Source organism: Flavobacterium sp. KH_001 (genome assembly GCF_057840745.1).
In genome coordinates this window covers 4,835,385-4,848,990 of sequence record NZ_CM174520.1, presented here as the reverse complement: position 1 = coordinate 4,848,990, position 13,606 = coordinate 4,835,385, and the positions used below count along the sequence as shown (strand labels likewise).

The following is a 13,606-nucleotide window of genomic DNA, read 5'->3' as shown; positions in this document are numbered from 1 at the left end:
GCTGATCTAACCGCAAAGTTCGCAAAGGTTTTTCGCAAAGTTTCACAAAGGTTTATATTCTGTGTAAATTGTTTTCTATCGAAATAAGTTCACAAAGCTATACGCTAACATTTTTGCTCAAAGCTTTGTGAACTTTGACTACTTATTAAACATACATTAAAAAAATCTCTGCGAAACTTTGCGAAAAACCTTTGTGAACTCTGTGGTAAAATTTATGTTCAAAGCAAAGAAATAAACTAAACCTTGCATTTCGCTAAAATCTCTTTTACTTCGGTTTTACAACTTCCGCAGCCCAATCCGGCTCCGGTGTTTTTACATAAGTCGGTGAAGTTGTTGACACCGCTTTTAATGGTTTCTTCAATGTTTCCGGCTCCAACCTGACTGCAGGAACACACTAATTTTCCTAATACCGGTTTAGCATTTGAACTTCCTCTTAATAATGAATTTCGCTTGTCTGATAATTCGATTTTGCTTTCAATCATCGTTTTGAACTCAGCAAATTCATTTTTGTCTCCCATTAAAATAGCTCCGACGAGCAGATCATTTTTAACTATGCATTTTTTGTAATAACGCTGTTTTAGATCGGCAAAAACAATTTCTTCGTATGAATCATCGTTTTCCGGAATCTCAATATCTCCAATGCTGCAAAGATTGATATCTTCCAGTTTCAGAATGTTCATTAAAACGGAGCCCTTGTAATAACTGCTGATATCACCTGCTAAATAGTTAGCCAAAATATCAGCCTGCTCTTCTGCAGCAGATGTGATTCCGAACAGTTTATTATCAAATTCTGCAATTTCTCCAATCGCATAAATATCAGGATTTGAAGATTGTAAATACTGATTTACCTTTACGCCACGACCGCAGGCAAGTCCTGTTTCTCGGGCAATTTCGATATTCGGAATAGTTCCGATCGTATACACGATCGTATTTGCCGTAATGATTCTGCCACTTTTAAGGGCGATTTCCAGTTCGTTTGGATTCTCCGTTTCAAAAACCGTACTGACTTCATTATCAAAGTAAATCTGGATGTCACGAAGCTGAACTTCCTCAGCCAATAATTTACTCGAAATCAAATCCAATTGACGTTCCATCAAACGAGAAGCTCGTTGAATTATAGTGATTTTTACTTTTTTATGTTTTAAGGCAGCTGCCAATTCCAATCCTAATAATCCACCACCAATAATGACAACATGCTGTTCTTCCGGAGGTAAATTAGTATTGTCAAGATAGGCTTTTAGTCGGTCGGCATCTTCTTTACGTCGAACTGTAAAACGTCCAGGTAAATGAAGTTGTGCATTTTCAGGAATGAAAGGACGGCTTCCTGTTGCTAAAATTAGAGAATCGAAAGTGTGGGTTTCGCCTAAGCTATCTGTTATGGTTTTTGCCGTTGCATTTATTTTATCAATTGCCACGCCGGCTTTCATCGTTATTTTTAGTTTATTTAAAGCTTCACCGTCTTTTACTTTTAATAATTGTTGCCAGGTAAATTCGCCTGTCATGTATTCCGGCAGTAAAACGCGATTGTAAAACGGATTTACTTCATTCGAAAAAACAATAATTTCATCGGTTGAATTGAATTCGCGATAATTTTGAATAAATCTGAAAGCGGCTGCTCCGGCACCTACAATGGCAATTTTCTGGAAAGGTTTTACATATTTGGTTATGGCAACAGTCGTGTATTTAAAATCCGGCTCTTTTGAAACAGGATCAACAACGGTATTGGTTAAATTATTGGTTCGGTTCAAATCATTATCGAGCTGTTTTCCCCAATGCATTGGCAGGAACACTACTTTTTCTCTGATGGAATCGGTTACTTTTGCTTTTACACGAACTTCTCCGTTTTTGCTCGAAACAATTACAATATCACCATTTTTGATGTCGTTTTTATAAGCGTCAATCGGATTAATTTCTAAAACCGGACTTGGTGTATGCGTCATTAAACGCGATACTTTTCCGGTTTTGGTCATCGTATGCCATTGGTCGCGAACCCTTCCTGTTGTTAGGATAAATGGAAATTGCGGACTTGGTTGTTCTGAAGTATTTTCAATAGCCGTTGGTAAATTGAAAATGGCTTTTTTTGATGGTGTATAGAATTTTTTATCTGTAAAAAGGCGTGGCGTTCCCGGATGTCCGTAATCAGGAACGGGCCATTGAAAAGTACCTTCGGTTCTTAAACGATGATAATTTAGAAATGAAATATCAATATTGGTGTTTTTCGTCAGTGCGCAATGTTCTTTATAAACTTCTTCGGCACTATTAAAATTGAAACCGTTGAAATTCATTTTTTTAGCAAAGCGAATTAAGATTTCAATGTCCGGGAGCGCTTCTCCGGGAGCATTGATTCCTTTTGGCAAATAAGAGATACGACGCTCTGAATTGGTCATCGTACCTTCTTTTTCTAACCAACCGGCGGCAGGCAATAAAAGATCGGCATATTTTGAAGTATCGGCATTATGTGAAATATCCTGAACTACTACGAATTTGGCATTTTGTAGTGCTTTTTCAATACGTCGGGAGTCCGGTAAACTCACCATCGGATTGGTACAGATAATCCAAACGGCTTTCATTTTGCCTGATTCTAATGCTTCAAACATTTCGGTTGCTGTTAATCCCGGTTTGTCTGATATTTCGTCAACTCCCCAGAAATCAGCCACTTCTTTACGATGTTCCGGATTTGCAATGTCTTTGTGCGCAGCCAGAAGCGTTGCCATTCCGCCGACTTCACGTCCGCCCATTGCGTTGGGTTGTCCTGTTAAGGAAAAAGGACCAGAGCCCGGTTTCCCAATTTGCCCGGTCAATAAAGATAAATTAAGTAAAGCCGTATTTTTATCAACACCAACAGCACTTTGATTCAATCCCATTGCCCAAAGCGAAATAAACCCTTTTGCTTTTCCGATAATATCGGCGGCAAGTTTAATATCGTTTACGGAAATGCCGCATAGTTTAGACGCTTTTTCAAGCGAAGTTCCTAAAACTAAGTCTTTATATTGTTTGAAATTTTCAGCGTGATTCTTTACAAAATCATGATCTACGTATCCTTTTTCGATAATGCGTTTCGCAAGAGCATGGTATAAAATAATATCAGATCCAGGAATAATTTGCAGATGTAAATCGGCGAAAGCGGCCGTATCTGTTCGTCTCGGATCAACAATAATAATTTTTATTTTCGGATTATTCTCTTTGTGTTTTTCAATTCTTCTGAATAAAATAGGATGACACCAGGCGGGATTAGCACCGGTAATCAGGAAAGTATCTGCCAGTTCGATATCGTCATAAGAAATCGGTACAGAATCTTCTCCAAAAGTCTTTTTATAACCCACAACCGCAGAACTCATACAAAGTCTCGAATTGGTGTCTATGTTATTGGTTTTCAAAAAACCTTTTACCAGTTTATTGACCAAATAATATTCCTCCGTTAAACATTGGCCAGAAATGTAAAACCCAACGCTATCAGGACCGTGTTTCTTTATGATAGAAGTAAAAACCGCTGCGGCGCGATCAAGAGCAGTGTCCCAGCTAACACGTTCCAGCGGGTAGGATTTGCTGCCTCGCATTTCAGGATATAAAATTCGGTCTGAAGTATCATTGACTACGTAATGCAAGTTCATTCCTTTAGAACACAACATTCCTTTATTTACCGGATGGTCCTTATCGCCCGTAACCATCACACCATTTTTGGCATCATTAGTAACGATAATTCCGCAGCCGACGCCACAATATGAACAGGTAGTTTTGATTTTGGTATTTTGCATTACAGCTTCTTTTTTAAATACAACTATAGTAATTATGCCCAGTCCTAAATGCCTCACGTATTTGACTTAGACAAAAATAAGTATTTTTACGTATAAATACGTATTTTTTGAAATTATTTTTCTATTTTTGATGAAAATAAATGAGGAACAACAAATTAGTTTTTAAATCGATTAAAATTTAGGACTCATGAAAGACGAGCAAGCCATTTGTTATTCCTGCGCCAATGAAAACTGTTTTATTAAAAAGCATCTGCATCTGGAGCAAATGAAACAATATGTTCAGAAGAAGCATAGTTTTGTTTGCAAAAAATCGCAGCAGTTTATCATCGAAGGTGCTCCAATTCAGGGACTTTATTTTATTTGCAAGGGAAAAGTAAAAACGGTTAAAACCGGAATTAACGGCCGCGAGCAAATTGTTAGACTTACTAAAAATGGTGACACAATTGGCTTTCGTGGTTTCGGAACCAGCAAACGCTATCTCATTGGTGCTTATGCGTTGGAAGATACGGTTTTATGTAATTTCAGCAACGAAACCATGATGGAGATTCTTCAAAACGTACCCGAATTTACGTATGCCTTAATGTTGTTTTACGCCGATGAACTTAATAAAAGCGAGAACAATATCCGCAAAATCGCCCACATGAATGTACGTGAGCGCGTAATCGATTTGTTATTGTATATCCACAGAAAATTCGGCCAAATGAACGGTTTAATAGACATCGAACTCTCAAGAAAAGAAATAGCAGACTTCGCCGGAACTACTGAAGAGCAAGTAATTCGCGTACTTTCAAGCCTTAAAAAAGAGTCACTAATAAAAACCGTAGGCAAAAGAATTGGCATCCTCGCCATTCCAAAACTCCAATCAGAAATCATGGAACATAAGTATTTTTAGTTTCAGGTTTTCTTTGTTTCAAGTTTCAGGTTTCAAGTTTCAGGTTTCAAGTTTCAAGTTTCAAGTTTCACGTTTCAGGTTTCACGTTTCACGTTTGTACCCATAATAATACAAATCCATTCCTCTTTTCTCTATATTCTATACTCTTTATTCTTGCTTCTTACTTCTTGCTTCTTTGCTCTATATTCTATTCTCTTTCTTCCAAAAATTATCTAATTATCTAATTGCCACATTATCTAATTCTCCAATTAAGTAAATTACGTAATTCCTAAAATCTCTTATTTTACGGGACTTAATCCCAACTTCATGCGAAAACACAGAAAACAAATTGACTTTCAAACGCTTTTTATGGGTTAAAAAAAATGTTTTAACATGGCATAAGTATTGTACTTAAGTATTTATACGTATATAAATTTGCTTCATACAAATCAAAACAAATTATTATGAGCAAATTAACCAATCCTATATTAAAAAACCACAACACTATTTTTTTATCAAAACTTTCAAAATCTATATTGTTAGGTTTTGCACTTACAATTTTTGGAAGCTATGAAGCACAAGCGCAATTTACACTTACAGGTCAGTTAAGAGACCGTGTTGAAATGCGTGCCGGACAAGGAACTTTACAACAAGAAGGCGATAAAGCAGCAATATTTACAAGTCAGAGAACAAGATTAAACGCAGGATATTCCGGATATAGATTTAAAATATTTACCGCAGTACAAGACGTTCGTGTTTGGGGACAAGATGCTTCCTCTATCAACAGAACAACAACAGAAGCAAATAACGGAATTATATTGCATGAAGCCTGGGCGGAGATTTTTTTGAATGATACGGTGAGTACGATTCAGAATCTGTCAATAAAAGCGGGACGTCAGGAAATCTCTTATGACGATCAAAAAGTCTTAGGCAGTTTAGACTGGTTGCAACAAGGAAGACGTCATGATGCAATTGTTTTCAAATTCGCGAATAAAGGCTGGATTGCTGATGTGGGAGCTGCTTTCAATCAGAATAAGGAAAATAATGCAGGGACAGTTTACAATGGTACAAATCCGGCGTATGGCGCAGGTACTAACGGAATTGGGACGATGTACAAATCATTTCAATATGCTTATGTAGGGAAAAAGTTCTTCTTTGGTGACTTGTCTTTTTTATTCTTCAAGGATGATTTTAATAAATATACTTTAGTGACTGCAGGAACGCCAGCAGTAACTACAAAAGTGAACGGAACGGGAGTTTGGAGCCGAAATACAACCGGAGTTTACTTTAACACTAATGTTACGAGAAAATTAAATTTGGTGGGAAGCTACTACTATCAAGGTGGAAAAAATAAAGATGGAAGATCATTAAACGCCAACTTATTTTCGATTACATCAACCTTACAAGTAGGAAGAAAATTGTTCATTGGTCCTGGAGTTGATTTTTTATCGGGTGATGACGGAACTAAAACAGTGACGGCTGATTCAAAAGACAATCGATTTGATCCGCTTTACGGAACGCCTCATAAATTCTGGGGAAGCATGGATTATTTTTATGCTGCCAATGGCTTTGGAAAACAAGGTTTGCTGGATTATTTCTTCAAAATAAAATACAACGCCAAAGACAATTTAAGTTTTGCATTAGACATTCATGGTTTTGAATCGGCAAATACTTTATCTAACGGAGCAGGCGGAAAACTAAACTCTTATTTAGGAACCGAACTGGATTTACTTGTAAAATACAACCTGACCAAAATCATCAATATCGAAGCAGGTTATTCTTTTATGAAAGCTACGAATTCTATGGCTTCTGCAGCGGTTAAAAATGTTGCCAATGCCGATTTAAGCCCTCAGTTTGCTTATGTAATGCTAAATATCAAACCTAATTTTTTAGCTAAAAAATAAAAACCAATAACTTTTAAATTTCTTAAAAATGAAAAAAATACAGACAAATACATCAGAAGTTTTTAAAAGAATAGTACTGACTTTAATACTCGTTTTAGCCGTTTCTTTTTCGGAAGTATTAGCTCAGAATGATCCAGTAAAACTCGGATTTATTCCGCTAACGGATTGTTCTCCTATCGTAATGGCAAAAGAATTAGGATTGTTTAAAAAGTATGGAGTCGAAGTAGTGGTAACCAAAGAATCTTCATGGGCCAATGTTCGTGATAAGATTTTAACCGGTGAATTAGACGGAGCGCACTGTCTGTATTCAATGCCGTTTTCGGTTTACACCGGGGTAGGAGGAAAAGCAGGTTCTGAAATGAAAATCGCTATGATGCTGAATGTGAACGGGCAGGCGATTACACTTTCAAATGATTTTTGCGGGAAAGTAGGTTTCAAACAAATGAATAAAATTGCACCCGTTGTGGCTGCTAAGCTTAAGGCAGAAAAAGAAGTGACTTTTGCTATGACTTTCCCGGGAGGAACGCACGATTTATGGTTGAGAAACTGGATGGCCATTGCGGGCGTAAATCAAAAAACATCTAAAATTATTACGATCCCGCCTCCGCAAATGGTAGCGAATATGAAAGTGGGAAATATGGATGGCTATTGTGTTGGAGAGCCTTGGGGCGGTGTTGCAGTGAAACAGGGAATTGGTTTTACACAAGTCGCTTCACAAGATATCTGGAAAGATCACCCTGAAAAAGCTTTGGTTGTGAACAAAGAATTTAGTGAAAAACGCAGAACTGATCTTGTAAAAGTGATGAAAGCCGTTTTAGAAGCCTGTATTTGGTTAGACAATCCTGCTAATCGTAAAAAAGCGGCAGCCATAATTGGGAAAGCACCTTATGTAAATGCTCCCGCTGATGTTATTGAAAACAGATTAATTGGAAATTACGATTTGGGCTGCAACCAGGGAACGGAAGTTTATGCCAAAGATTATATGTTGTTTTACAAAGGCGGTTTGGTAAATTATCCTAGAAAATCGTACGCGATTTGGGCTATGGCGCAATATGTTCGATTTGGATATTTGAAAGAAGCACCAAACTATAAAGCGATTGCTGATAAATTGATTCTACAGGATTTATACGAAGAAGTGGCGAAAAGCATGAAAGTAAAAGTGCCAAATGATGATATGAAACCTTTCTCGCTAACAATGGATAAAACGGTTTTTGATCCCTCAAATCCTGCGGCATATTTAAAAGTGGTTAAAAAATAATTTTTTAATTTAAATCAGAATATCATGTCTAATAAAGATACTTTAACGCTAAACGATATCGCGGATCAAACAGAAGTTTTGATGGATAATACCGCGATTGATACGGTAAGAAATGAGAAATTAAAATTGATTTTAAATGCAATTGCGATTAAACTAAAATCAACTGCATTTGCAGGAATCGGAATCGCTTTGTTTATTGGTTTTTGGAGTTTGTTGAGTTTCTATACGAAAGATGCACTTCCGGGACCGCTGGCTACTTTTACTGTTTTGAAAGAAATGTTAAGCGATCCGTTTTACGATTACGGACCGAACGATAAAGGAATCGGATTGCAATTATTCAATTCGATAAAAACCGTTTTACTGGGCTTTTTATTAGGTTCATTAGTAGCAATCCCAATTGGAATTTTGATGGGAGCGAGTACGATTTGCAAACAAATTATGTATCCAATTGTACAGCTTTTAAAACCGGTTTCGCCTTTGGCATGGTTTCCAATTGGATTGGTTGTTTTTAAAGACACGGGAATGGCAACTATATTTATCGTTTTCATTACCTCGTTATGGTCAACCTTAATCAATACTTCTTTCGGAATCGCTTCTATTCCGCAAGATCATAAAAATGTAGCAAAGGCATTTGGTTTTTCTAAAATGCGTTACCTCACCAAAATATTAATTCCGTTTAGCTTGCCCCACATTATAACCGGATTACGTTTGAGTATTAGTGTTGCATGGTTGGTAATTGTAGCAGGAGAAATGCTTTCAGGCGGAGCAGGAATCGGCTTCTTCGTTTGGGACAGTTGGAACGCCTTAAGTCTTGAAAAAGTAATTTCAGCCATCATCATCATCGGAATAGTGGGTTTGATATTCGATAAATTCTTCACGTTTATAGAAAATAAAGTTTCTTATAAAGCTTAATTAGAGGTGCAAAGGTTCAAAGTTGCAAAGGGACAAAGGTTTTTAAACTTAAAACCTGAAACCTGAAACCTGAAACCTCCAGAAATCTAAAATCTAAAATCAACAATCTAAAATCAAAATCCATGAGTTATTTAGAAATCAAAAATTTAGAGATATCATTTCCAACTCCAAAAGGGAAATACATTGCTGTTCGTGATATTAATTTATCCATTCAAAAAGGAGAAATCATTTCGATTATCGGGCATTCGGGTTGTGGAAAATCGACTATTATGAATGCTATTGGCGGGATGCTGACACCAACTGGAGGTTCAGTAGAATTAGACAATCAAAAGATAAAAGGGCCGGGACCGGATCGCGGAATCGTTTTTCAGAATTATTCACTTTTGCCTTGGCTAACAGTAGAACAGAATATCTTTCAGGCTGTTGATTCGGTTATGAATTGCTCTAAAAAAGAGAAACACGAAATTGTGATTGAGAACCTAAAAATGGTGAATCTGTTTGAACATAAAGATAAATTACCAGGACAACTTTCGGGCGGAATGAAACAACGAGTTGCTATTGCGAGAGCATTTGCCATAAATCCGGGAGTATTGCTTTTAGATGAACCTTTCGGAGCTTTAGATGCCTTAACCAAAGGATCAATGCAATTGGAAGTTTTGAAATTGTGGAATTTAGACAACAGGGAAAAAACAATCATTATGATTACGCATGATATTGAAGAGGCTTTGTTTTTATCCGATAGAATTGTAGTGCTGAATAATGGTCCGGCATCGACTATAAGAGAAATTGTAGAAGTGCATTTGCCAAGACCGAGAAACAAAATTGAAATCGTAAAAATGCCTGAATATATTGCTTTGAGAGATAAATTACTACATTTATTGACAGACAAATTCTCTATTGAAGATATGGGAATGAAGTATAAAAATTAAAGAGAATTAAGTTGAGATGTTCTGTTGGGACGCAAATCTTTGCGTCTCAACATTAAGTTTTATTTTTTCCTTCCAACAAATCGAATTACGGAACCTTTTCCGTTATGGAATAAACCTTCGTTCAGTTCGATTTCTGTTTCTTCTAGTTGAATGAATTCGTAGTTTGGGAAATCGGCTTTTATTTCTTCAATTGAAAATAAAGATTCAATATCTTTTGGTCCGCCAACTTTGTCATTTATTGCCAGATATTCTAAATGTTTTTTACTGAAAGCTTCAAAAATAATAATCCCGTCTTTTCGTAAATAAGTTTCAAGTGTTTGATGAAGAGGGGATTTGATTTCAGCTGGAAAATGAGCGTAAATCAAGGCAATCGCATCAAATTGTTCGGATTGATAATTTAGTGTTTCTAATGCTCCAACTTTATAATCGATGGTTACATTATTGGCTTCAGCCAGTTTTAAAGCTTTGTTTTTTCCTTCTGCACTGATATCAAAAGCAGTAACTTCCCAGCCTAATTTTGCGGCGTAAACAGCATTTCGGCCTTCGCCTTCAGCAGGAAAAAGAATCGTTCCGGCATTTAGTTTTTCGATTTGTTCTTTAAAGAAATTATTGGGTTCCTCGCCATACGCAAATGCTGCGTTGCTGTAGCGGTCGTTCCATCTTTCCGTCCAGGTGTCATTCATTATTTATAGATTAAAGTTAATAATTAAAGGCTTGTGGTCACTGTGCATAGTCCAGTCGTGATAAGTTCCGACTTCGACATGGTCCAGAACTTCTATAAAATCATTTGAAGCAAAACAATAATCAAGATGATAAGGTTTATTTTCATGACGATAAAGATACAAAGTAGGATGCTCTTCTTTACCCTGAATCTGATTGAAATATTTATGGTAGGTACTGTAGATTTTCTTTGTTTCGAGTTTGTTTACCACTGTAGTATGGTTTCCTTCCCGACGAGGTTTGTCCCAAATGGTATTACTGTTGAAATCACCAATCAAAATCGTTTTGGTCTCTCTAATTAGATCTTCGTAATAGTTAATAGCTTTCCAAACCTGAGTGACGTATTGTCCGTCTTTATCTTCAGGATTATTGGCCCAAACCGCAAACAAAGTAAAATCAATTGCTCCGCCAGTAACGGCGATAGGTAGAATGTTTTTAAAGCTCGGATTATGACAATCCAACAATTGAAACCGATAATCGCCATAAGAAAAAACACCAACTCCTTTATGCGGATTTGTACCGTACCAAAGAATGTCGGTTGGAAGTTTTGAGTCAGCAGGGAATTTGAGTTTTTCAGGATTTTCACACTCAGAAATTACGACAATATCAGGATTGTAAGGCAGAATGAATGCTGCCTTTTTTCTGAATGCCATGTTGCAATTCCAGGTTATGAGTTTCATTAGAATTGATTTTGTTTTAGAAGATCTTAAATCATATTTTAGTTCTATTTTCAATTTGATCTTTCCAAATTTCCCTATTTGTTACAACAAATTGTTCTTGGCCATTTTTAGTTCTTATTAATAATCCATTGTTAACCATTCTTAAAGTTTTTTCAAATTCTACTGCAATAATATCTTCAAGGTTAATTATGCATTCGTGTTTTTGTAAAAAGTTTAAAATGTTAGTTTGGAATACAAGTTGGTTGTTTGCCAGATATAGATTTCCTCCAACGGTAATTCCATTTATATAATGGTTCGCTCTACCTGAATAATTTATGTTTTTTAGTTTCTGAAATAAAATTTCTTCATTGGCGATAGTTGAAAACATTTTAAAATATGATATTAAAGTCATAAAAATAAAAACAAAAACGGCTACTACTAATAAAACATCAATGGGAAAGTTTTCTTTAAAATAAAAATAGATAGTAAAAAAAATGCTAGTTCCTAATCCTGAAAATAGTGAATATTTTAATCTTTTCATTTAACTTATAGGTAATATTTGATAGGGTACTTTTTAATTAAATAGTCTTTTAAGTTGGACTAAATTACGAATTAATGCAAGATGATATAGATTATTATAAAATAAAACTGCGCTTTTTCTAAGTTTGAAAAAGCGCAGTTTGTACTTCTGAATGCCATTTTGCAATTCCAGGTTATGAGTTTCATTATTAAAGGATAAATGCGATTTAGATTAATATCGCTTTATATCTTAATATTAACCCACAAGTTTTGTTATACCATTGCTGATGTCAATTTCGGCAAAATTGTGTTTTCCCATCACGATAAGTAGCTTGTCTGTATTATATCCTACATATCTTATTTCAGGATTTCCATTTTTTGGTTTTCCACAAATAGAAATTACATTGGTTTGCCATTTCAATTTGCTTCCTTTGTAGGCAGATATGGTTTGCAGGTCGTTTTCAACATAATAAACAATGTTGTTTTTTTTAATTCCTCTTTTTTGTGTTTTTGCAAAATTAATTTCTGAGTTTTTTGAAATTAAAGTGTCATTGAATTTTTGGCCAATGCCAGTGTGAGTGACAAAAAATGTCAACATAGATAGTTTTAAAAATTGTTTCATTTGGATAGAATTGGGGGTTCATAATCGATTCAAATATAATTAATTAAAGCAAATAATAACATTTTATTAAGAGAAAAAAAAAGACCCTTTTCCGAAATAGGAAAAGGGTAAATTATATAGGTTAATTTTAAAGAAAAACTATTTTTTCCAACTAAAAATTCTGGGATTCACAGAAACCATCATCCATGCCCAATTATTGGTGTGACCTGCGTCACCAGCTTTTAAAAATTCCAACGTTTTAGAGCCAAACATTTGAGAATAACCTCCCGTAAGTGTAATGTCTTTTTTGAAATTATAGCCTATTGTAAAATCAATTTCAGTTCCTAAATAATGTTTCAATTCTTCATTTCTAAGCGGCGTTACAATTTTATTCGGAGTATTAAATACATGTGGAATCAAAGTAAACTGCCATTTGTTGCTAGCATAATTCAGTTTTAAATAAGCATCTTCCAGACCCATTGTATTTTGGTAATTGCCAACATAGAAATAATCCATAAAACCGTTGTAAGCATGATTATTACCGAAAATAGGAGAAAAAGATTTGATGACAGTACTTTTATCGTTTGTATCTTTTCCTGATAAAAATTCGTACCCCAAACAAGCTTTAAACGAATCGGTTAAAGTATAGCCAAAACTACCTCCGGCATACCAGGCACTAACTTGTTTGTCAGCATTTTTTCCGGTTTGCCCGTATAGGCCAAGATTCGTGTCAATTTTTTTGGTTTTGTACGTTAGATAGGTTCCAAAAGTCTGCTTGTAATCAACCAATAGTTTCTTTTGAATATTTTCATATTCGTAACCTGTATTCAAAAACAATAAGCTGGCACCAAAATTTTCATAAGTAGAATGAAACCATGCGTATTGCATCGCTTTGTAATTTGTTACCGTGTAAGGCGTCTGGATAATGTTTTCTGCAGTTGAATTATAAGCTGCTCCTATATCCAATTGATGATTTTCAGGATGAAAAGAAACCACTAACGCATCGTGACTTTGTCCTTGTTGTGCCCAATCCATTTCGGCCATAATACGCTGATTATCGTAGGCTAATACTTGTCGGCCGGCACGCGCACTCCATTTTTCGTTTATATCATATTGCGCCCAGGCTTCAAAAAGGGTAACACTATTTTTATCAGCAAGTGTCGTGGTCGGAACATCTCCCCAGGTTCTGATGTTTTGCAGCGTTAATTTTGTACTTAACTGATCTTGTTTGTAATTAAAATTTAATCTCGTACGCTGCGAAATTTGAGACGTTCCTTCCTGACCTTCCGGTAAAAGTGTTCTGTACCCATTTCGATACTCGAAACGGGGTCTGATTTGTAAATTTGCATCTAATTCTTGTGCCTGTACACCTGCTGTGATCATCCCCATCAGCGCTAAAAGAATTATTCCTGATTTTTTCATATTGTGATTTATTAAAAATAAGTCGCAATATTATAAGAATAGGATTACTTTTTAAC

The 13,606-nt window shown here is 35.7% G+C and carries 11 protein-coding genes; 5 read left to right on the top strand and 6 right to left on the bottom strand.

Annotation, left to right across the window (positions count from 1 at the left end; translation table 11 throughout):
- Positions 1-236: 236 nt before the first annotated feature.
- Positions 237-3,755 carry a molybdopterin-dependent oxidoreductase gene (locus AC3ITQ_RS20545; RefSeq protein WP_489235960.1) on the bottom strand — a complete coding sequence of 1,173 codons (3,519 nt, stop codon included), beginning with the start codon at positions 3,753-3,755 and terminating at the stop codon, positions 237-239.
- A 187-nt stretch (positions 3,756-3,942) separates the two neighbouring features.
- Between AC3ITQ_RS20545 and AC3ITQ_RS20540 the strand changes: the two genes are divergently transcribed.
- From AC3ITQ_RS20540 to AC3ITQ_RS20520, 5 genes are all read left to right on the top strand, one after another.
- On the top strand, positions 3,943-4,647 hold the full coding sequence (locus AC3ITQ_RS20540; RefSeq protein ID WP_026984541.1) for a Crp/Fnr family transcriptional regulator: 705 nt from the start codon (positions 3,943-3,945) through the stop codon (positions 4,645-4,647).
- 443 nt (positions 4,648-5,090) lie between these two features.
- On the top strand, positions 5,091-6,530 hold the full coding sequence (locus tag AC3ITQ_RS20535; RefSeq protein ID WP_489235959.1) for an alginate export family protein: 1,440 nt from the start codon (positions 5,091-5,093) through the stop codon (positions 6,528-6,530).
- 28 nt (positions 6,531-6,558) lie between these two features.
- Positions 6,559-7,788 (top strand): CmpA/NrtA family ABC transporter substrate-binding protein, encoded by a 1,230-nt coding sequence (locus tag AC3ITQ_RS20530; RefSeq protein WP_489235958.1) that lies wholly within the window; start codon positions 6,559-6,561, stop codon positions 7,786-7,788.
- Between the two features lie 24 nt (positions 7,789-7,812).
- The gene (gene ntrB / locus AC3ITQ_RS20525) at positions 7,813-8,700 is read left to right on the top strand and encodes a nitrate ABC transporter permease (RefSeq protein WP_489235957.1); all 888 of its coding nucleotides are present in this window, start codon (positions 7,813-7,815) and stop codon (positions 8,698-8,700) included.
- 122 nt (positions 8,701-8,822) lie between these two features.
- Positions 8,823-9,629: an ABC transporter ATP-binding protein gene (locus tag AC3ITQ_RS20520; RefSeq protein WP_489235956.1), complete on the top strand. Its 807-nt coding sequence runs from the start codon at positions 8,823-8,825 to the stop codon at positions 9,627-9,629.
- 59 nt (positions 9,630-9,688) lie between these two features.
- On the opposite strand, the gene AC3ITQ_RS20515 is transcribed toward AC3ITQ_RS20520, so the two are convergent.
- The 5 genes from AC3ITQ_RS20515 to AC3ITQ_RS20495 all read right to left on the bottom strand — a co-directional run bounded on the left by AC3ITQ_RS20515 (position 9,689) and on the right by AC3ITQ_RS20495 (position 13,550).
- Positions 9,689-10,312 (bottom strand): class I SAM-dependent methyltransferase, encoded by a 624-nt coding sequence (locus tag AC3ITQ_RS20515; protein ID WP_489235955.1) that lies wholly within the window; start codon positions 10,310-10,312, stop codon positions 9,689-9,691.
- 3 nt (positions 10,313-10,315) lie between these two features.
- Entirely contained in the window at positions 10,316-11,029 is a 714-nt protein-coding gene (locus AC3ITQ_RS20510; RefSeq protein WP_489235954.1) for an endonuclease/exonuclease/phosphatase family protein, read from the bottom strand.
- 31 nt (positions 11,030-11,060) lie between these two features.
- On the bottom strand, positions 11,061-11,549 hold the full coding sequence (locus AC3ITQ_RS20505; RefSeq protein WP_489235953.1) for a GRAM domain-containing protein: 489 nt from the start codon (positions 11,547-11,549) through the stop codon (positions 11,061-11,063).
- A 234-nt stretch (positions 11,550-11,783) separates the two neighbouring features.
- Complete coding sequence (locus AC3ITQ_RS20500; RefSeq protein ID WP_489235952.1) at positions 11,784-12,149, bottom strand: hypothetical protein; 366 nt, start codon at positions 12,147-12,149, stop codon at positions 11,784-11,786.
- Between the two features lie 138 nt (positions 12,150-12,287).
- Positions 12,288-13,550 carry an alginate export family protein gene (locus AC3ITQ_RS20495; RefSeq protein ID WP_489235951.1) on the bottom strand — a complete coding sequence of 421 codons (1,263 nt, stop codon included), beginning with the start codon at positions 13,548-13,550 and terminating at the stop codon, positions 12,288-12,290.
- Positions 13,551-13,606 lie beyond the last annotated feature (56 nt).

Coding starts and splice junctions, on each gene's coding strand:
- AC3ITQ_RS20545 (WP_489235960.1), bottom strand. CDS start 3,755: ATGCAAAATACCAAAATCAAAACTACCTGTTCATATTGTGGCGTCGGC.
- AC3ITQ_RS20540 (WP_026984541.1), top strand. CDS start 3,943: ATGAAAGACGAGCAAGCCATTTGTTATTCCTGCGCCAATGAAAACTGT.
- AC3ITQ_RS20535 (WP_489235959.1), top strand. CDS start 5,091: ATGAGCAAATTAACCAATCCTATATTAAAAAACCACAACACTATTTTT.
- AC3ITQ_RS20530 (WP_489235958.1), top strand. CDS start 6,559: ATGAAAAAAATACAGACAAATACATCAGAAGTTTTTAAAAGAATAGTA.
- ntrB (WP_489235957.1), top strand. CDS start 7,813: ATGTCTAATAAAGATACTTTAACGCTAAACGATATCGCGGATCAAACA.
- AC3ITQ_RS20520 (WP_489235956.1), top strand. CDS start 8,823: ATGAGTTATTTAGAAATCAAAAATTTAGAGATATCATTTCCAACTCCA.
- AC3ITQ_RS20515 (WP_489235955.1), bottom strand. CDS start 10,312: ATGAATGACACCTGGACGGAAAGATGGAACGACCGCTACAGCAACGCA.
- AC3ITQ_RS20510 (WP_489235954.1), bottom strand. CDS start 11,029: ATGAAACTCATAACCTGGAATTGCAACATGGCATTCAGAAAAAAGGCA.
- AC3ITQ_RS20505 (WP_489235953.1), bottom strand. CDS start 11,549: ATGAAAAGATTAAAATATTCACTATTTTCAGGATTAGGAACTAGCATT.
- AC3ITQ_RS20500 (WP_489235952.1), bottom strand. CDS start 12,149: ATGAAACAATTTTTAAAACTATCTATGTTGACATTTTTTGTCACTCAC.
- AC3ITQ_RS20495 (WP_489235951.1), bottom strand. CDS start 13,550: ATGAAAAAATCAGGAATAATTCTTTTAGCGCTGATGGGGATGATCACA.